The 18402-nt window shown below is 66.5% G+C and carries 17 protein-coding genes; 8 read left to right on the forward strand and 9 right to left on the reverse strand.

Features of this window, described 5'->3' with window-relative positions:
- Positions 1-2: 2 nt before the first annotated feature.
- The 3 genes from M9H71_RS12915 to trhA form a co-directional block, all read right to left on the reverse strand.
- Positions 3-278 (reverse strand): hypothetical protein, encoded by a 276-nt coding sequence (locus M9H71_RS12915; protein ID WP_455405383.1) that lies wholly within the window; start codon positions 276-278, stop codon positions 3-5.
- Between the two features lie 210 nt (positions 279-488).
- Positions 489-1289, reverse strand: coding sequence for an SDR family oxidoreductase (locus M9H71_RS12920; RefSeq protein ID WP_455405384.1), 801 nt, complete (start codon positions 1287-1289; stop codon positions 489-491).
- Between the two features lie 59 nt (positions 1290-1348).
- Positions 1349-2044: a PAQR family membrane homeostasis protein TrhA gene (trhA, locus tag M9H71_RS12925; protein WP_107343587.1), complete on the reverse strand. Its 696-nt coding sequence runs from the start codon at positions 2042-2044 to the stop codon at positions 1349-1351.
- Positions 2045-2288: 244 nt separating this feature from the next.
- Between trhA and M9H71_RS12930 the strand changes: the two genes are divergently transcribed.
- From M9H71_RS12930 to M9H71_RS12945, 4 genes are all read left to right on the forward strand, one after another.
- On the forward strand, positions 2289-3758 hold the full coding sequence (locus tag M9H71_RS12930; RefSeq protein WP_455405417.1) for a YcjX family protein: 1470 nt from the start codon (positions 2289-2291) through the stop codon (positions 3756-3758).
- Complete coding sequence (locus M9H71_RS12935) at positions 3755-4861, forward strand: YcjF family protein (protein ID WP_455405385.1); 1107 nt, start codon at positions 3755-3757, stop codon at positions 4859-4861. The genes M9H71_RS12930 and M9H71_RS12935 overlap by 4 nt, the downstream gene beginning before the upstream one ends.
- Positions 4862-4954: 93 nt before the next feature.
- A complete protein-coding gene (locus tag M9H71_RS12940) occupies positions 4955-6733 on the forward strand; it encodes an adenylate/guanylate cyclase domain-containing protein (RefSeq protein ID WP_455405386.1) in 1779 nt (592 codons plus the stop codon).
- A gap of 197 nt (positions 6734-6930) precedes the next feature.
- Positions 6931-7173, forward strand: coding sequence for a hypothetical protein (locus M9H71_RS12945; RefSeq protein ID WP_455405387.1), 243 nt, complete (start codon positions 6931-6933; stop codon positions 7171-7173).
- A gap of 108 nt (positions 7174-7281) precedes the next feature.
- Here M9H71_RS12945 and M9H71_RS12950 read toward each other — a convergent pair whose 3' ends face one another.
- Positions 7282-7929, reverse strand: a complete 648-nt coding sequence (locus M9H71_RS12950; protein ID WP_455405388.1) for a hypothetical protein — start codon at positions 7927-7929, stop codon at positions 7282-7284.
- Between the two features lie 145 nt (positions 7930-8074).
- Here M9H71_RS12950 and putA point away from each other — a divergent pair, with 145 nt between their 5' ends.
- The 3 genes from putA (at position 8075) to M9H71_RS12965 (ending at position 13549) form a co-directional block, all read left to right on the forward strand.
- Positions 8075-11080: a bifunctional proline dehydrogenase/L-glutamate gamma-semialdehyde dehydrogenase PutA gene (gene putA, locus M9H71_RS12955; protein WP_455405389.1), complete on the forward strand. Its 3006-nt coding sequence runs from the start codon at positions 8075-8077 to the stop codon at positions 11078-11080.
- A 171-nt stretch (positions 11081-11251) separates the two neighbouring features.
- Positions 11252-12460, forward strand: coding sequence for a CaiB/BaiF CoA transferase family protein (locus M9H71_RS12960; protein WP_455405390.1), 1209 nt, complete (start codon positions 11252-11254; stop codon positions 12458-12460).
- Positions 12461-12775: 315 nt separating this feature from the next.
- On the forward strand, positions 12776-13549 hold the full coding sequence (locus M9H71_RS12965) for a ferredoxin--NADP reductase (RefSeq protein WP_455405391.1): 774 nt from the start codon (positions 12776-12778) through the stop codon (positions 13547-13549).
- A 154-nt stretch (positions 13550-13703) separates the two neighbouring features.
- On the opposite strand, the gene M9H71_RS12970 is transcribed toward M9H71_RS12965, so the two are convergent.
- Complete coding sequence (locus M9H71_RS12970; RefSeq protein ID WP_455405392.1) at positions 13704-14669, reverse strand: hypothetical protein; 966 nt, start codon at positions 14667-14669, stop codon at positions 13704-13706.
- A gap of 209 nt (positions 14670-14878) precedes the next feature.
- On the opposite strand from M9H71_RS12970, the gene M9H71_RS12975 reads away from it, so the two are divergent.
- Complete coding sequence (locus M9H71_RS12975) at positions 14879-15490, forward strand: glutathione S-transferase family protein (RefSeq protein WP_455405393.1); 612 nt, start codon at positions 14879-14881, stop codon at positions 15488-15490.
- 33 nt (positions 15491-15523) lie between these two features.
- Here the strand turns inward: M9H71_RS12975 and M9H71_RS12980 are convergent, their stop codons facing one another.
- From M9H71_RS12980 to M9H71_RS12995, 4 genes are all read right to left on the reverse strand, one after another.
- Positions 15524-16414, reverse strand: a complete 891-nt coding sequence (locus tag M9H71_RS12980; protein WP_455405394.1) for an NAD(P)/FAD-dependent oxidoreductase — start codon at positions 16412-16414, stop codon at positions 15524-15526.
- Positions 16415-16424: 10 nt separating this feature from the next.
- Positions 16425-16865: an RrF2 family transcriptional regulator gene (locus M9H71_RS12985; RefSeq protein ID WP_455405395.1), complete on the reverse strand. Its 441-nt coding sequence runs from the start codon at positions 16863-16865 to the stop codon at positions 16425-16427.
- Between the two features lie 97 nt (positions 16866-16962).
- Complete coding sequence (locus M9H71_RS12990; RefSeq protein ID WP_455405396.1) at positions 16963-17460, reverse strand: TPM domain-containing protein; 498 nt, start codon at positions 17458-17460, stop codon at positions 16963-16965.
- 13 nt (positions 17461-17473) lie between these two features.
- The gene (locus M9H71_RS12995; RefSeq protein WP_455405397.1) at positions 17474-18400 is read right to left on the reverse strand and encodes a TPM domain-containing protein; all 927 of its coding nucleotides are present in this window, start codon (positions 18398-18400) and stop codon (positions 17474-17476) included.
- Between the last annotated feature and the right edge of the window lie 2 nt (positions 18401-18402).

Here is an 18402-nt window from a genome sequence, read left to right on the forward strand (position 1 = left end):
GGTTACAGGCAGATCCGGATGCCGGCAGCGTTCACCACACAGCGGCGGCCGTAATGCCCGCGTCCGCGGCCTCGCCCGCGTTGCCAGCCGCGACCGCGGCCCCGGCCGCGATAGCCTCTGCCCCGCCCGCGGCCGCGTTGCGCTTGCGCTTCCGTGCTCGTCACGCCGGAAACCACCGCCGCAGCGCCGGCGAAACTGAAGCAATAGATTCCGGTGAGGACGATCGCCGCGAGGCTGCGTGAGACGAGACTTGGTCGACGATGGGGATGATCGGTCATGAGATCTCCGTTGGATACCGGGACGAAACAGCACCGCACAATCGACGGTGCGCTGGCGTGCAAAAAATGACGGACATGGCCGCAGAACAGGATCTGCACATGATCGGAACGCGCGGCAGCCGATCCGGCCCAAGTCGACAGGCGCGACATATTGAAGCAAGCCCGCACCCTTCGCTGCGACCCCGCGGCTGATGCGGCCGAGACCCGAAGCTATGCCTTTGCGCCGAAGGTCTCGCGCAGCTTGGCCTGGATCTTGGCCATGCCGCCGATCCAGCGATCGTAATTCTCGGTCTTCTTGCGCATGTAGTCGATCACCTGCGGGTGCGGCAGGATCAGGAAGGTCTCCTGTTCGATCCCCTGCAGCGCATCCTTCGCCACCTGCTCGGCGGTGAGGTCTCCGTCGGCGGATTGCGGCCCCTTCGGAATCGAGCGCAGCATGTTGGTATCGACGCCCTGCGGGCACAGGATCGAAACGCGGATGTTGTGCGCCTTGTGAGCGATCGCCAGGCTTTCGGCGAAGCCGACCGCACCGTGCTTGGTGGCCGAATAGGCCGGGCTGCCGACCTGCGACAGCAGACCCGCCGCCGAGATGGTGTTGAGGAAGTAACCGCCGCCTCGGGCCTTGTAGCGCGGCACCAGATGACGCGCCGCGTAGACGTGCGCCATCACATGGACCATCCAGCTCTTCATGAACGGCTCGTCGGAAGCTCCGCCGGCGTTCTCAGCCATCGGATCGAAGCCGCCGCCGATCCCGGCATTGGAGCAGAACAGATCGATCGGCCCGTACTGACGCTCGGTCTCCTCGATGACGTGCTTAATGTCGGCCTCGCTGGCCACGTCGCACTTGAACGCCGCACCGCCGATCGAGGCGGCAACCGCTTCGGCGCGCGCCTGATCGAGGTCGGCGACCACGACTTTTGCGGCGCCGGCCTTGTGAAAGGCTTCGCACAGCGCCTGCCCGATTCCATTGCCGCCGCCGGTGACGACGACGACTTTGCCCGCGATCTGCATGGTTGTTTCCCCCGCTTGTTGTTGGCGGGGGCGTTCATATCGGAAAGATCCGGTGACCGCTATGCCAGCACCAGATCCATCACCGCCACGTAGTGGCAGCCGGCGGCGACCAATACGAAGGCGTGCCAGATCGCGTTCTGGAACCGCAACCGCCGCCAGGCGTGGAAGATCACCCCCAGCGTGTACAGCAGGCCGCCGATCGCCAGGAACCACATCGCGGTGGTGGGCAGCGTCTCGACCACCTGATCGTAGGCGATGATGCCGCTCCAGCCGAGCGCGAGATACAGCCCGACCGACAGCTTGTCGAACTTACCGGGCTTGAACAGCTTGAGCAGGATGCCGACCACCGCAACGCCCCAGACGCCGGCGAGCAGCGCCAGACCGAACATCTGATCCTTGATCTGGCTGATGATCGGTGTGTAGGTTGCGGCGATCAGAATGTAGATCGCCGAATGGTCGAACCGCCGCAGCAGCCATTTGCGCGGCGACACCGGCCAAAGATTGTACGCGGCCGACAGGCCGAGCATCGCCAGCAGCCCGGCAACATATACCGACACTGAGACGATCGTCGGCGTGGACGCGAACACGCCGGTCAGCGTGACGAGCGCGGTCGCAGCGATCAGACCGGCAACGAGGCCCAGCACATGCACCACGCCATCGGCGATCAGCTCGGCGCGATCGTAGTTCCAGTGAACCGCGCCCTTGGCGTCGATCCTGGCATGCGACACGATTTGCTTGAGGCGGAAGATCGTCATTGCGGAGCGAACACCCTGTTCGAGAACACCTTATCCGAATTGATCTGGCGCATTCATGACGACCGATGGCGATGCGATACACGCAGGGTGATACGCTCGGCCACCGTCGCCGTCCGATCGAGCGCGAATTTTCCGCCCGAAAGGCGGCAAAGCCAAGACCGGCCCGGCAGGTCGCATTGTCGCACGAATCGGTGGTTTCCGGTTAGTTTCGCCGGCAACCTCTGACGATTGAACCTTGGCTCGCATGGCCTTCAACTTCTCCAATTTGCTCGAAGATGCGTGGCTGTCGGCGCGGGCGCTCAAGGACTACGGCGAGAACCTGTTCAATCCCACGATCCGGCTCGGCGTCACCGGCCTGTCGCGCGCTGGCAAAACGGTGTTCATCACCGCGCTCGTCCACGGGTTGTGCCGCGGCGGCCGGTTTCCGATATTTGAATCAATGTCGACCGGCCGGATCGCCACGGCGCGGCTCGCGCCGCAGCCGGACGACGCGGTGCCACGTTTCGCCTATGAAAACTTTCTCGCCACGTTGATCGAGCAGCGGCAATGGCCGAGCTCGACGGTCGACATCAGCGAGTTGCGGCTGGTGATCGATTATCAGCGCAAGAACGGCTCCGAGCAGACGCTGACGCTCGACATCGTCGACTATCCGGGCGAATGGCTGCTCGACCTGCCGCTGCTGACCAAGAGCTACGAGCGCTGGGCGGCCGAGAGCCTGGCGCTGTCGCGGCATGACCCCCGCGCGCGCGTGGCGCGGGAATGGCACGCCCATCTCGCCACGCTCGATCCGAAGGGCCGCGAAAACGAGCAGGCGACGCTACAGGCGGCAAGGCTGTTCACCGCGTATTTGCGCGCCTGCCGGAACGAGCAGTTTGCTATGAGTCTGCTGCCGCCCGGCCGCTTCCTGATGCCCGGCAACCTCGCTGGCTCGCCGGCATTGACCTTTGCGCCGCTGGACGTGCCGGAGGACGGCACCGCGCCGGACGGCTCGCTGTGGGCGATGATGCGGCGGCGGTTCGAAGCCTACAAGGACGCCGTGGTGCGGCCGTTCTTCCGCGATCACTTCGCCCGTCTCGACCGCCAGATCGTGCTGGCAGACGCGCTGTCGGCGTTCAACGCCGGTCCCGAGGCGCTGCAGGATCTCGAAGCTGCGCTGGCCGGCATCTTGGAATGCTTCCGGGTCGGCCGCTCGACGCTGCTCAGCTCGGTGTTCCGGCCACGGATCGACCGCATCCTGTTCGCCGCCACCAAGGCCGATCATCTGCACCATTCCAGCCACGACCGGCTCGAGGCGATCCTGCGCAAGCTGGTCGAGCAGGCGATGTTGCGGGCCGAATATGCCGGGGCCAAGGTGGATGTGGTGGCCATGGCCGCGGTGCGCGCCACCCGCGAGGCCCAGGTGCAGCGCGGACGCGACCGGTTGCCGTCGATCGTCGGCACCCCGATCGCCGGCGAAAGGGCCGAGGGCGAGGTGTTCGACGGCGAAACCGAAGTCGCCACCTTCCCGGGCGATCTGCCGACCAATCTGCAGGGCCTGTTCCGCGGCGAGGACACCTTCCGCGGGCTCGCCGCCGGCTCGCACCAGGAGGCAGACTTCCGCTTCCTGCGGTTCCGGCCGCCGCGACTCGACAGCCACGATCCCGACGGTCCGGCGCTGCCTCACATCCGCCTCGACCGGGCGCTTCAGTTCCTGATCGGAGACCGACTGCAATGACCGAGCGGGTTCCTCCTCGCCGGCCGGCGACCTTCAAGCTCACCGACCCGAGCGTGGTGCTGATCGATTCGGACGACAGCGGCAGCAGCTCTTCGGCCAGATCCACCAAGGCGGATACGAAAGCTGCTGCGTCCGCCGCGGGCGGCGCTGCGCCGCCTCCGCCGCCGCGCGCCCGGGTCGAACTCGCCCGCGAGGCCGAACCGCCGATCTCGGCGCCGAAGGCACCAAAAAGCGTGATCAACCCGAAGAAGGGTTTCCGCTGGGGCACGGTGTTCTGGAGCGCCGCGACCGGCCTTCTGTCGCTGGCGTTCTGGCTGTGGATCAGCAAGCTGGTCGAGGACCTGTTCGCGCAGAGCCAGACGCTCGGCACCATCGGCATGGTGCTGGCGATCCTGGCCGGCGGCTCGCTGGCGATCATCATCGGCCGCGAGGCGTTCGGGTTGATCCGGCTGGCGCGGATCGAGCAGCTCCACGCCCGCGCCGCTCGGGTGCTGGAGACCGACAACAGCGCCGAGGCTCGCGCCATCATCCGCGAGCTGTTGAAATTCGAACACCCCAATCCGCAGCTCGCGCGCGGCCGCGCCACACTGCAGAAGCACGTCGATGACATCATCGACGGCGCCGACCTGATCCGGCTCGCCGAGCGCGAACTGATGACGCCGCTCGACCTCGAAGCGAAGGTGCTGATCTCGAAGGCCGCGCAGCGAGTGTCGCTGGTGACCGCGATCAGCCCGAAGGCGCTGATCGACGTGCTGTTCGTGGCGATCGCCGCGACCCGGTTGATCGGCCAGCTTGCGCGGCTGTATGGCGGCCGCCCCGGCGCGCTCGGCATGTTCAAGCTGATTCGGCAGACGGTGTCGCACCTCGCCATCACCGGCGGCATCGCGCTCAGCGACAGCGTGATGCAATCGGTGCTCGGCCACGGCCTCGCCTCGCGGCTGTCGGCCAAGCTCGGCGAAGGCGTGGTCAACGGCATGCTGACCGCGCGGCTCGGCCTCGCCGCCATCGATCTCACCCGCCCGCTCCCGTTCGACGCCCTCCCCCGCCCGCAGCTCGGCGACCTGGTGAAGGACCTGATGAAAAAGCGGGAGAAGGAAGAGTAGTGGCGCTCTGGCACCCGGGGCAGAGGTTAGGCCGTGCATTTGCCAGGGACACAGCGTGTTGACGCTGGTCGCCATTCCTTCGACAACTGATCGATGAAGCAGCCCCCTGCCCCAGCCGGCTCCTCCAAGGATCGGAAAGCCAAACCCAAAGGTCTGAAAGCCTGGCTTCGCCGCATCGGCGTTCGGCAGGTGCGGATGTTCTGCGGGCTGGTGATGTTCACCTACCTGCTCAGCCACTTCCTCAACCATGCGCTCGGCAACATCTCGCCGGAAGCGCTGCATGCCGGCGTTCTCTGGCACCTGGAGATCTGGCAATTCCTGCCGGTCGCGATCCTGTTCTACGGCTCGGTGACGGTGCATGCCTGGCTCGGACTGTGGGCGCTGTATCAGCGCCGTCAGTTCCGCTGGAAGACACTCGAGCCGCTGCAGCTTTTGCTCGGCCTGTCGGTCCCGCTGCTGATCTACAGCCACGTCATCGTGATGCGGCTCGGTAACGCACTGTACGATCAGGACCGGCTGTATCCGCAGGTGTTGTACAACTACTTCGTCCTCGCGCCGTCCTATCGGGCATGGCTGATGGTGGCGGTGATGCTGATCGCCTGGACCCACGGCTGCATCGGACTCCACGTCTGGCTGCGGATCAAGCCGGCATTCCGCCGCGCGATGCCGTGGCTGCTCGCCACCGCGGTTCTGATCCCGACGCTGGCGCTGCTCGGCTTCTATCAGGGCGGCCGCGACGTCGCGCGCGAGGCCGCCTCGCCGCAATGGCAGGCCGACAATCTCGCGCCGGCCAATCTCGGCACGCCGGAGCAGCAGGGGACCCTCGATGCGATCGGCAACGGCTTCCTGACATTCTATCTCGGCCTGATCGCTCTGGCGCTGATCGCCCGCGCGGTGCGCGCGCTGCTGGAGCGGCGCGTCGGCATGATCCGCCTCACCTATGACGGCGATCGCAGCATCCGGGTGCCGAAGGGCCTCACCGTGCTGGAGGCGACCCAGCGCCATAACATTCCGCACGCCTCGGCCTGCGGCGGCCGGGCTCGCTGCTCGACCTGCCGGATCCGCGTACTCGGCGATCCGGCGACGCTGCCGCCGCCGTCGCCACGGGAAGCTTTCGTGCTCGCCTCGATCGGCACCGGTGGCGATCCGTCGATCCGTCTCGCCTGCCAGCTAAGGCCGGACCACGACCTCAGCTTCGTGCCGGTGTTTCAGCCACGCAACGTCTCCGCTGCGCGGAAGGCGGTGCGCGCGGCGCGGGTCGGCGAGGAGCGCTATCTGGTCAGCATGTTCGTCGACATGCGCGGCTCGACCAAGCTGGCCGAGAGCCGGCTGCCGTTCGACACAGTCTTCATCGTCAATCGTTTCCTCGGTGCCGTGTCGCGCAGCGTGATCGCCTGCGGCGGCCAGCCCAATCAGTTCGTCGGCGACGGCATGCTGGCGCTGTTCGGCCTCACCGAAACGCCGCGCGACGCTTGCCGCAATGCGATCCGCGCGGTCAGCGCGATTGCCGCCGCGATCGACGAACTCAACAGTTTTATCGCCCACGATCTGCCGGAGCCGATCCGGTTCGGGATCGGTCTCCACGGCGGCGAAGTGGTGCTCGGCGAGATCGGCTATCGCGACAACATGGTGTTCACCGCGCTCGGCGACTCCGTCAACGTCGCATCGCGGCTACAGGACATGACCAAGACACTCGGCTGCGAGACGCTGCTGTCGGACGAACTCCGCGCCACCGCCGGTCTGTCCGAACAGGCGCTCACGACGCTGGAGCTGGAGATCCGTGGCCGCACCGAACCGATGCTGGTCTGTGTGGTCGAGCACTCCGGCGATCTGGCTTCGGCACTGAACGACAGCGAACTGACGCTGGCCTGATCAGCCGCCAGGATCGCGCTGCGGCAACGATCCATCAGCCCATCTGCAGAAACAAAAACCCGCGCGCACGGCATGAACCCGTGCGCGACGGCTTACGACGAACGGGCGATGGGCGGGTCCGATCGGACACCGACGGGCCAAGCAGACTTGAACCGAACAACGAACCGCGCATCGCGCGTATTTCGAGGAGAACGACCATGCTTCGCAAGATTGCTCTTGGACTGTTCGCCGCCGCTTCGCTGAGTGCCGTCGCGCTGGCTCCGACCGCTGCCTCCGCCGGCGGATGGAAGCATCATCACCACGGCTGGGGCCACCATCACTGGCACGGCCCGGCGATCGGCATCGGCTATGTGGGTTACGGCTACGGCAACTGCTACGTCACCCGCCGCGTCGCCACGCCATACGGCTGGCGCTGGCGCACCTTCAACGTCTGCGACTGACGCGCTGCCGGCGTGGGCGCATGGAGCGCGCAAGCACCATGCGCCGACGTCAACGATCGAGGCTCTGGTTCTGATCGGATCAGGACCGGTGCCGGACTCGTCGGTGGCTCAGTCGAGCTTGACCCACTGATCCACCGGCATCACTTCCGGGCTCTGGGCATAGCCGCGAGTCCACATATCCACCACCCATTGGGCACCGGTGGCGCGCTCGGTCAGCACGGCGGTGTTGTGCGGTGTCTGCAGCACCAGCACGTTGCCGCGATATTTCGGATCGCCGACGCTGTGATACTTGAACAGCCCCCATTGCTGCATCACCAGCAGCAGGCTGGTGGTGTTGCGGGTGGTGTCCCAGCAATCGAAATTGTGCTTGTCGTCGAAGTAACGGAAGTCGGCGCGCGCAATCCGCTTGTCGGTCCCGAGCACCGGCCCGAGCTTGCGATCGAGCCACACCACCGCCTTCTGCACCGCCGCCCGTTCCGCCGCGGCCGAGGATTTACCGGCGGCCATGATCCGCGACAGCGCCGCCCGATCACCCGCCGAAAACGCCAGCTCGTAGCGGCGGCGGCAGACGAAGCCGTAGCACACCGTCATGCCCTTCGCGGTGGGCGGAAAGATCGAGACCGAACTATAAAGATAAGACACCTGCGAGCTGAGCTCGGCGGCACCAGCCGGCGCACCGGCCCAGGCGGTGACTATCCCCGCCGCCGCGAGCGCGCCGAGACGCCATGCGTTGAAGTTGCCGCGTCTCGCCCTCATTCCGTTCCCCAACCTGTCTGTTGCTGGGGCGAAGCTAGCGTCACGGCCTGACCGTGCCAATATGTCAGTCCGGGAGGCATCGCATTTGCCGGCAGCGCTGATGCATGCCGTCCACAGTTATCTCCGGCTTCGGGAACCGAACGCCATGCCGCCTGAACCGCAGCTTCCCGCATTCGTCGCAGCTTACGCGCCGGACGACGCCGCGCTGGCGTCCGATCTGCTCGCCACCGCCGCGCTGACGCCCGACCGTGAGGCGCGGATCGACGACGTCGCGACCGGACTGATCACCGCAATCCGGAGCGCCGAGCACGGCTTCGGCGGTGTCGAGGCGATGCTGCGCGAGTTCGCGCTGTCGACCAAGGAAGGGCTGGCCTTGATGGTGCTGGCCGAGGCGCTGCTGCGGATTCCGGATGCGGCGACCGCCGACGCCTTTATCGAGGACAAGCTCGGCCAGGGTGATTTCGCGCATCATCATATCAAGTCCGATGCGGTGCTGGTGAGTGCATCCGCCTGGGCGCTCGGCCTGTCGGCGCGCCTGGTCCACGCCGGCGAGACGCCGCAAGGCACGCTCGCAGCATTGACGAAGCGGATCGGCGCCCCCGCGGTGCGGGCCGCAACGAAGCAGGCCATGCGGCTGATCGGCAACCACTTCGTGCTCGGCGAGACGATCGCGGCCGCTCTCGCCCGCGCGCACGCGCAGCCGCATGACGGCCTACGCTATTCCTACGACATGCTCGGCGAAGGCGCGCGCACCGCCGAGGACGCCGCGCGTTACTTCCAATCCTACGCCGATGCCATCACGGCGATCGGTCGCTCCGCCGGCAACGCCGCGCTGCCGGCCCGCCCAGGCATCTCAGTGAAATTGTCGGCGCTGCATCCCCGGTTCGAAGCGATCGGCCGCGACCGGGTGCTGCGGGAATTGACGCCGCGGCTGTTGGAACTGGCGCGGCTCGCCAAGAGTCACGACCTCGCATTCACGGTCGACGCCGAAGAGGCCGACCGGCTCGAGCTGACGCTCGAGGTGTTCGCAGCCTGCTTTGCCGATGCCTCGCTCGCAGGCTGGGACGGTTACGGCCTCGCGGTGCAGGCCTATCAGAAGCGCGCTGGCGCGGTGATCGATCACGTCGCCGAGTTGGCGGGGGCACTCGACCGCCGCGTGATGCTGCGGCTGGTGAAGGGCGCCTATTGGGACACTGAGATCAAACGCGTGCAGGAACGCGGTCTCGCCGATTACCCGGTGTTCACCAGGAAGCCGATGACCGATCTCAACTACCTGCACTGCGCCGGCAAGCTGCTGTCGCTGCGGCCGCGCCTGTTCCCGCAATTCGCCAGCCACAACGCGCTGACCGTGGCGACTATCCTAGAGCTGGCCGATGGCAGCGGCGGCTACGAATTTCAGCGCCTGCACGGCATGGGCGAGGCGCTGTATGCGCGGCTGCTCGCCGAACATCCACAGGTGGTGTGCCGGATCTACGCGCCGGTCGGCGGCCATCGCGATCTGCTCGCCTATCTGGTGCGGCGCCTGCTGGAAAACGGCGCCAACTCATCGTTCGTGGCACAGGCGGGCGACGACAGTGTGCCGGTCGCCGAGTTGCTGACGCGTCCCGCCGCGCTGATCGGCGGCCCCGAGGGTGCACGCAATCCGGCGATTCCGCTGCCGCGCGATCTGTACCGGCCGCGGCGGATCAACTCCCGCGGAATCGAATTCGGCGATCGTGCCGCACTCGACGCCCAGCTCAGCGAAATCGACAGCGCGCGCAGGCCGCTGCCAACGGTCGCATCCGGCACGAAGGAACACACCGCAGCCACGATCGTCACAGCACGCGCAGGCTTCGAGCCGTGGAGCCGCACCTCCGCCGATCATCGCGCGGCGATCCTCGAACGCGCCGCCGATCTGCTGGAGGAGCGCCGCGCCACTCTGATCGCGCTGCTGCAGGACGAAGGCGGCAAGACCCTCGATGACTGCGTAGCAGAGGTGCGCGAGGCAATCGATTATTGCCGCTACCACGCCAGCGAAGGCCGCCGGCTGTTCGGCGAACCCGCCGCCCTGCCCGGCCCGACCGGCGAACGCAACACGCTGGCCTTGCGGGGCCGCGGCGTGTTCGTGGCGATCAGCCCGTGGAATTTTCCGCTTGCGATCCTGCTCGGCCAGATCACCGCGGCGCTGATGGCGGGCAATGCGGTGGTCGCCAAGCCCGCCGAGCAGACACCGGTGATCGCCGATCTTGCGATCCGCCTGCTGCACGAAGCGGGCGTGCCGCGGGCTGCGCTTCATCTGGTGCTGGGCGACGGCAGCATCGGCGCGGCGCTGGTCGCCCAGCGCGACGTTGCCGGCGTGGTGTTCACCGGCTCGACCGAGGTGGCGCGTGCGATCAATCGCAGCCTCGCCGCCAAGGACGGCCCGATCGTGCCGCTGATTGCCGAGACTGGCGGCATCAATGCCATGATCGTCGACGCCACCGCACTACCCGAGCAGGTCGCCGACGACGTGGTCGCCTCCGCGTTCCGCTCCGCGGGCCAGCGCTGCTCGGCGCTGCGGCTCTTGTGCGTGCAGGACGACGTTGCCGACCGGATGATCGCGATGATCGCAGGCGCGGCGCATGAATTGAGAATCGGCAATCCGCGCGATCCGGCAACGCATGTCGGCCCGGTGATCGATGCCGCGGCGAAGGCCAAGCTCGACGCGCATATCGCCAAGATGACGCGGGAGGCGCGGTCGCATTTCGCTGGCACGGCGCCTGCGAACGGCAACTTCGTGGCACCGCATATTTTCGAACTGGGCCGCGCCTCTCAGCTCACCGAAGAGGTGTTCGGCCCGATCCTGCATGTGGTGCGCTACAAGGCGGCGCAGTTCGACGATCTGCTCGGCGACATCGCTGCGACCGGCTACGCGCTCACGCTCGGCGTGCAATCGCGGATCGACGACACGATCGCGCGCGTGATCGCACGGCTGCCGACCGGCAATATCTACGTGAACCGCAACATCGTCGGCGCCGTGGTCGGCGTGCAACCGTTCGGCGGCTCCGGCCTGTCCGGCACCGGCCCGAAAGCGGGCGGCCCGCATTATTTGACGCGCTTCGCGCTGGAACAGACGGTGTCGATCAACACCGCGGCGGCCGGCGGCGACGCGGCTCTGTTGACCGGCGGATAACTGTCGTCCCCCGCCCCGCCGTCTGCGCGCGCTGTCGGAAGACCTCCATGCAGGTTCCAATATTGCGTCGTCGCGGCAACCCGGTTCATATGCGGCACGTAAACGGAGTGACGCGCTTTCGCGCGAATTTCCGGACAACGAAATAACAAAAGCACAAGGGAGCTCACGCGCATGGACGAGAACGGCATCTTCGGCGGCCTCAAGGTGCTCGATTGCGCGAGTTTCATCGCCGCGCCGGCAGCGGCCACCGTGCTCTCCGACTTCGGCGCCGACGTCATCAAGATCGAACCGCCGGGCGCCGGCGATCCCTATCGCAACCTGCCGAACCTGCCGGGCTATCCGATCAGCGACCACAACTACGCGTGGATGCTGGAGGCCCGCAACAAGCGCAGCCTCGCGCTGGATCTCGCCAAGGCCGAAGGCAAGGACGTGCTGCGTAAGCTGGTCGCCGAGGCCGACGTGTTCATCACCAACTTCCCGCCGCCGGTGCGGGCGCGACTCGGCGTGACTTACGCCGACCTCGCTCCGCTGAACGATCGGCTGATCTATGCGAGCTTCACCGGCTACGGCGAGCGCGGCGAGGAAGCCAACAAGCCCGGCTTCGACAGCAACGCCTGGTGGGCGCGTTCGGGCATGATGGATCTGGTGCGCGCCGACGAAGACACCACGCCCGCACGCTCCGTCGCCGGCATGGGCGACCATCCCTGCGCGATGTCGCTGTTCGGCGCGATCGTCACCGCATTGTACAAGCGCGAGCGCACCGGCAAAGGCAGCGAGGTGAAGTCGAACCTGATGGCCAACGGGCTGTGGTCGACCAGCGTGCTGGCCCAGGCCAAGCTGGTCGGCGCCAAGTTCCAGCCGCGGCAACCGCGCGAACGTGCGCTCAACGCAGTGGCCAATCACTATCGCTGCCGTGACGGCCGCTGGCTGATCCTGTCGCTGCTCAACGAAGAGAAGCAGTGGCCGATTCTGACGAAATGCCTCGGCCGCGAGGATCTTACCGACGATCCGCGCTTCGCTACCAAGGCGGACCGCCACGCCCGCTCGGTCGAACTGATCGGAATCTTCGACGAGACCTTCGCCACCCGCGACCTCGCCGACTGGCGCAAGGCGCTGGACGGCACTGGCATCGTGTTCGGCGTCGTCGGCATCCTCGACGATATCACCACCGACCAGCAGTTGATCGAGAACGAAGTGCTGGTGCCGTTCGAGAACGACACCACGCTGACCATCAACAGCCCGATCTGGATCGAAGGCAGCACCAAAACCCGGCCGCGCAAGCCGCCGGGCCTCGGCGAGCACAGCGACGAGGTGTTGCGCGGCGCAGGCTACGATGATGCCGCCATCACGGCGCTACGTGCATCGGGTGCCGTCGGTTAGGAGCGGCGCGCCCCTCCGCGAGCTGCAACGTCAAGCACGCGAGATCGGCCTCGATCTCGCCGGATGCGTGTACTGCCCCCACGAGGTTTGCTCTTGTTGCAAGGGGCCTGAGGCTAGGTGCGAGGCCGCCCCGGGCCCGAAAACAAATTGCTCGGATTCGCGAGAAAACAGCGCATCACACCTCTCGTCGGCGCCCTGCATGAAATTTTACAACTAATTGACGGCGAGTGCGATTTCGCAATTGCGAAAAGGGGTCGATATCCGCGACATCGTCTCATCGGACGCAGGAGATGACCTGCGGGTGAGGAGAAGACGATGAGTGCATTCCAAACCGAAACGGTGTTGTCGGTCCGGCACTGGACCGACTCGCTGTTCAGTTTCACCGCGACGCGCGACCCTGGATTCCGGTTCCAGAGCGGCCAGTTCGCGATGATCGGCCTGGAAGTCGATGGCCGGCCGTTGATGCGCGCCTACAGCATGGCGAGCGCCAATCACGAGGAAGAGCTGGAGTTTTTCAGCATCAAGGTGCCGAGCGGTCCGCTGACCTCGCGGCTGCAGCAGATCAAGGAAGGCGATCAGATCCTGGTCGGGCGCAAGGCGACCGGAACGCTGATCGCGGGCAATCTGATCCCCGGCAAGCGGCTGCTGCTGCTGTCGACCGGCACCGGGCTGGCCCCGTTCGCGAGCCTGATCAAGGACCCGGAAATCTACGACAACTACGAATCCATCGTGCTGGTCCACGGCTGCCGGCAGATTCCCGAACTGGCCTATGGCGAGCAGCTGGTCGAGCGCCTGCGGGATCACGAGTTCCTCGGTGATCTGATCCGCGACAAGCTGCACTACTACCCGACCGTGACCCGCGAGCCGTTCCGCAACCGCGGCCGCGTCACCGATCTGATCGCGTCGGGCCAGTTGTTCGGTGATCTCGGCCAGTCCGGTCTCGATCGCGAGTCTGACCGGGTGATGCTGTGTGGCAACCCGGCGATGCTCGCCGAACTGCCGGCGATGCTGAGCGAACGCGGCTTCCGCGAGGGCAACCACAGCGAGCCAGGCCATTTCGTGGTCGAGAAGGCGTTCGTCGAGCGCTGACGCGCCGTTCGGAAATCGCGCGCCGACGACAACTCATTGCTATCGTCCGGCAGACGCCTGAACAACTCTGCAAGGCTCCGTGGCAAAGCCAAAATCAAAACGGCGCCGCCTGTCTCACAGGCGGCGCCGTTGACGTTACAGAACAGGCGACAGGTCAGCGCGAAACGATCAGCCCGCGGTTGGTGACCACCACCCAGCGGCCATCCTGGCGACGGATCGCGTCGACGCGGCCGAGGCCAGGCACCGGATCGCCGGCATAGACTTCGTAGGTGCCGCTGCGGCCTTCGATCACCGCACCGCCATCGTAGACATCGCGCAGCACCCAGCCTTCGATCGTCGGCAGCCGGCCCGGCTGCGACTTCGCCGGCTCCGGCTTGGGCGCGATCGAGCCGGTGACGTCCTTGGCATTCGCGTCCTTGGCGGCGACGGAGGTGACATTCACCGGCGCTGCGGACTGAGCCTGCGCGGTGCGCATCTTGTCGACCATCTCGGTCAGCTTCGCCAGTTTGGCGGCAGGCTCGGCCTGCGCCTTCTCCAGCTTCTCGACCCGGTCTGCGGTCTTGCCGAGCTGCGCCGAGCTCTGCTTGGTGGCATGATCGAGATCAGCTTTCAGCGCCGTCAGCTCGCTCTTGAGCTGCGCGACCTGCGTGTCGAGCGTCTTGACCTGGACCGACGCTGCGGTGGTCTCGGTATCGCCGCGATGCGACAGGCCGGCGGTGGCGAGCGCGCCGCCGACGGCACCGGCGATCGCCGCGAGAATGACTGCCGCGGCAACGGCCGCCAGCTTACGCAGGCCGAAGCGTTGGGCCGCGGACTGGCTCGCCTCGTCCGGCGCTTCGACTTCGATCTCGTCGTCCCAATGCCGATACCAATCTTCGTGGCGCGGCGGCGCCATGATGGTCACAGTACCGGGGCGGGCGCGGCTGCCGCCGGATGCCCCGACTTGCGACTGCACCGCATCCGACTTGGGCGCTTCGCGTTTGGCAGCCTGTGTTCCTGCGGCGGGCGCGGGCGTCGTAGCCGAGCTTTCGTTGGAGACGCCTTCGGACTGCGCTCCTTCGGCCGCGGCGGCCGGGCCGGTCTGCTGTTCGCCGATGGGCTCGTTGCGATGCTCGTCCACGTCTCTCATCCTCCGGATCAATCTGCTACTAATCGCTAACTTTGATTACTTGCGAAATCGTTACTTCCCCCGACGGTTACGGAAATTTCACGAATCGTGAAGAGCGCGCACAAAAATTCGCACCGCACGGCTTTGCACCGCACGGTGTCCCGCGCTAGGACAGATCGATCATCACAAGGCGCAGTCAAGCGCCGATCAGGGAGACGACCATGAAGCTGTACGATTCGATCGGCCCCAATCCACGCCTGGTACGGATGTTCATCGCCGAGAAGGGCCTGACGATTCCGACCCAAACGCTCGACATCCGCGCCGGCGAGAATCGAAAGCCCGAACATCTCGTGCGCAATCCCCACGGCCAGACGCCCACTCTCGAACTCGACAATGGCAGCTTCTTGGCAGAGGTCACCGCGATCTGCGAATATCTCGAGGAGAAGCATCCGCAGCCGCCGCTGATCGGCACCACGCCGGAAGAGCGTGCCGAATGCCGGATGTGGGCGCGGCGGATCGATCTCCACATCTGCGAGCCGCTGCTCAACGGCTTCCGCTTCGCCGAAGGTCTGAAGATGTTTCAGGATCGGATGGTATGCGTGCCGGAAGCCGCGCCCGGGCTGAAGAAGATGGCGGCCGACCGGCTGCAATGGATGGACAAACAGATGGAGGGCAAGCAGTACGTCTGCGGCGCACGGCTGACGCTGGCCGATCTGCTGCTTTACGGCTGGCTCGACTTCGGCGCCAAGGTCGGCCAGCCGCTCGACCCGGCCAACACCAACATCATCGAGTGGTTCAAACGGATCGACGCGCGACCGTCGGCGAAGGCGTAGCGCTTCGCCTGGCGTGAGCGCTCGGTAGCGCGCTCACGCGTCGGGCCACACCAGCGACCGGTGCAGCCCGGCGCCGGCCCAGGCACCATCGGCAATCGCCAGAGACAGCGAGTGCGGCAGCCGCGCCGCATCGCCACAGGCGAACGCGCCGGGCACGCTGGTCTGTTTGCCGTCGTCGGTTTGAATCTGGGTGCCGAACGGGGTTTCGGCGAGCGCGCAGCCCAACGCTTGCGCAATCGGCGTCGCCGGGGCATTGCGGCTTGCGGTGAAGATGCCGGCGAACGGCAGCTTCCGTCCGTCGCTCAGCACGACGTCGGCACGGCCTTCGATCCGCGCGATCGGTGTCTCGTCGATCGCAACGCCACGCGCGGCAAGATCGTCCCGGGCGGTATCGTCGAGCACGAGCGCGGCGTTGGTGAACAGCGTCACCTCACCCCATTCCGGCAGCAATTGCGCCTGATGCAGCGACATCGGCCCGGTGGCGATCACCGCGATGCGGCCGTTGTCGAGCTCGTACCCGTGGCAATACGGACAGAGGAATACGCTGTCGCCCCAGCGCTCCTGCAGCCCTTCGATCGCCGGCAGCGTGTCGGAGACGCCGGTGGCGAACAGTAGCCGCCGCGCGTGGTGTCGCGCGCCGTCGCCGGTCTCGACCACGAACGCGTCTTTGTGGCCGCTCGCCGCGCGCGCGGTGTCGTCGACCCAGCTCAGCGTCGGATAGGCCTGGAGCTGACGACGTGCGGTCGTGGCGATCGCCGCCGGATCGGCGCCGTCCTGCGACAGGAAGCCATGCGAATGCGCGGCGAAGCGGTTGCGGCGCTGGCCCGCATCGATCACCCGCACGCTGCGGCGCGCACGAACGAGCTGGAGCGCGGCCGCCATTCCGGCATAGGAGCCGCCGATGACGATGACGTCGTGGTGCATGTGAACTCCCTTAGGCGCGCGACCGATGCGCGGCGTGGCGGCGGTTGAAGTCGGCAGACAATCTGGCCAGCGTGATCTTGCCGAGCCGATCCAGCAGCAGCGCTTCGGCATCCGCGAACGCATCGTCCAGCGCGGCGTTCACCGCCTGCTCGACCAGACATTGCGGCGCTTCGTGGCGGTTACCGATCGCGAACACTGTCGGCTCGCCGAGCGCGTCGTAGAGATCGCGCAAGGTGACCGCGTTCAGATCGGCGACGATCTGCCAACCGCCGGAAGGACCGCGCGCGGAGGCGACCAGTCCCGCATCGCGCAGCAGACCCATCGTCCGCCGCACCACCACCGGGTTGGTACACATGCAGGCGGCGAGGGTTTCGGAGGTCATCGGCTCGCCGCGCTCCGCCATATGCAGCAGTGCGTGCACGACCGACGACAGGCGGCTGTCTCGCTTCATGTAACTTCAAATATTACGAATTAGTCGCAGATGCAAGGGCCACGTCTCGGCTTTGCCAAAGACAGCTTTTCTGCGGCGAGCCGAGCTGCTGCGCCGACTACACGACCACCGGTGCGTCAGAGAGTTCGTTGGGGCCCGGGCCGCTCCGCGGGAAGTGCTCGGCCAAGTGCGCGGTGATGCGGTCGATGCCGCGCAGCACGCCCTGCTCGAAGCGGCCCCCGCGAAACTCGGCCTCCATCTCGCGGCAGATCGCTTCCCAAGCCGCGGCGTCGACGCGACCGTCGATGCCGCGATCGGCGATGATCTCGACGTCGCGGTCCGCGAGCAGCAGATAAATCAGTACACCGTTGTTGTGCTCGGTGTCCCAAATCCGAAGCTGCGAGAAGATGTCGAGCGCGCGCTCCCGCGCGGGCTGATCGCGGAACAGCGGCGCGCCGTCGAGCGCGCCTTCGACCACGAAGCGGATTTGTCCGGCGTGGCGGGCCTCGCTGTCCTTGATGGCGCGCTCGATCGCGTCGAACGCAGCCGGCGAAAACGCGCGGTGAACCTTGCCGCGGCTGGTGAACAGATGCTTGCCGATCCGCCGGATGCCCATCGTCTGTATCTCCTCACCAGCTTCCCGAGGCGCCGCCGCCACCGAAGCTGCCGCCCCCGCCGCTGAAGCCACCGCTGCTCGACCCGCTCGACCACGAAGAACCGCTGCTGCCGCCCGACCAGGTGCCGCCGGACGAGCCTCGGCGGCCGCCCGAGGAGATCGTCGGCCCGCCGAAAGTGTCGATGAACAATGTCAGCAGGAACGCCGCGAAACCGGCGACCAGCGCGATGTACCAAGTCAGCCCGAACAGCAGCGCCACAACGCCAACCAAGACTCCGCCGACCGCAGAGGCAGCGGCGCGACCGAGCAGCGCCTTCAGAAAGCCATTGAGCACCAGCGTGCCGAAAAACAACGGGATCGCCCAGCCGGTCAGCTCATCCATCGATTCCGGTGCCGACCATTCGTGTTGCGGCTCCGGCGCCGGCAGCGGCTCGCCGTCGATCACGCTCATCATCCGATCGACGCCGGCCTCGATGCCCCCCTCGAAATCGCCCGCCTTGAACTTCGGCGTGATGACCTCGTCGATGATCCGCTTGGCGGTGACGTCCGGCAGCGCGCCTTCGAGGCCGTAGCCGACCTCGATCCGCAGCTTGCGGTCCCCCTTGGCCACAAGCAGGATCGCGCCGTCATCGACCTTCTTGCGGCCGATCTTCCAGGCTTCGGCGACCCGGATCGAGAACTGCTCGATCGCCTCGGGCTGGGTCGTCGGCACGATCAGTACCGCTATCTGGCTGCCCTTGCGGGCCTCGAACGCCTTCAGCTTCTGATCGAGCCGCGCGATCGCACCTTCCGACAGCGTGCCGGTCTGATCGACGACACGGCCGGTCAGCGCCGGAACCGCCACGTCGGCGCGCGCGAACGGCCCCAGCGCCGCCGCGATCACGATCAGCAGCAGCGCAAGCCATCCGGCGCGGACGGCGCGCATCGTCGCCGTGGTCATCG

This window comes from Rhodopseudomonas parapalustris (assembly GCF_053772255.1).

Coding starts and splice junctions, on each gene's coding strand:
- M9H71_RS12975 (WP_455405393.1), top strand. CDS start 14,879: ATGAAGCTGTACGATTCGATCGGCCCCAATCCACGCCTGGTACGGATG.
- M9H71_RS12935 (WP_455405385.1), top strand. CDS start 3,755: ATGACCGAGCGGGTTCCTCCTCGCCGGCCGGCGACCTTCAAGCTCACC.
- M9H71_RS12985 (WP_455405395.1), bottom strand. CDS start 16,865: ATGAAGCGAGACAGCCGCCTGTCGTCGGTCGTGCACGCACTGCTGCAT.
- trhA (WP_107343587.1), bottom strand. CDS start 2,044: ATGACGATCTTCCGCCTCAAGCAAATCGTGTCGCATGCCAGGATCGAC.
- M9H71_RS12930 (WP_455405417.1), top strand. CDS start 2,289: ATGGCCTTCAACTTCTCCAATTTGCTCGAAGATGCGTGGCTGTCGGCG.
- putA (WP_455405389.1), top strand. CDS start 8,075: ATGCCGCCTGAACCGCAGCTTCCCGCATTCGTCGCAGCTTACGCGCCG.
- M9H71_RS12990 (WP_455405396.1), bottom strand. CDS start 17,460: ATGGGCATCCGGCGGATCGGCAAGCATCTGTTCACCAGCCGCGGCAAG.
- M9H71_RS12965 (WP_455405391.1), top strand. CDS start 12,776: ATGAGTGCATTCCAAACCGAAACGGTGTTGTCGGTCCGGCACTGGACC.
- M9H71_RS12945 (WP_455405387.1), top strand. CDS start 6,931: ATGCTTCGCAAGATTGCTCTTGGACTGTTCGCCGCCGCTTCGCTGAGT.
- M9H71_RS12960 (WP_455405390.1), top strand. CDS start 11,252: ATGGACGAGAACGGCATCTTCGGCGGCCTCAAGGTGCTCGATTGCGCG.
- M9H71_RS12995 (WP_455405397.1), bottom strand. CDS start 18,400: ATGACCACGGCGACGATGCGCGCCGTCCGCGCCGGATGGCTTGCGCTG.
- M9H71_RS12915 (WP_455405383.1), bottom strand. CDS start 278: ATGACCGATCATCCCCATCGTCGACCAAGTCTCGTCTCACGCAGCCTC.
- M9H71_RS12980 (WP_455405394.1), bottom strand. CDS start 16,414: ATGCACCACGACGTCATCGTCATCGGCGGCTCCTATGCCGGAATGGCG.
- M9H71_RS12950 (WP_455405388.1), bottom strand. CDS start 7,929: ATGAGGGCGAGACGCGGCAACTTCAACGCATGGCGTCTCGGCGCGCTC.
- M9H71_RS12940 (WP_455405386.1), top strand. CDS start 4,955: ATGAAGCAGCCCCCTGCCCCAGCCGGCTCCTCCAAGGATCGGAAAGCC.
- M9H71_RS12920 (WP_455405384.1), bottom strand. CDS start 1,289: ATGCAGATCGCGGGCAAAGTCGTCGTCGTCACCGGCGGCGGCAATGGA.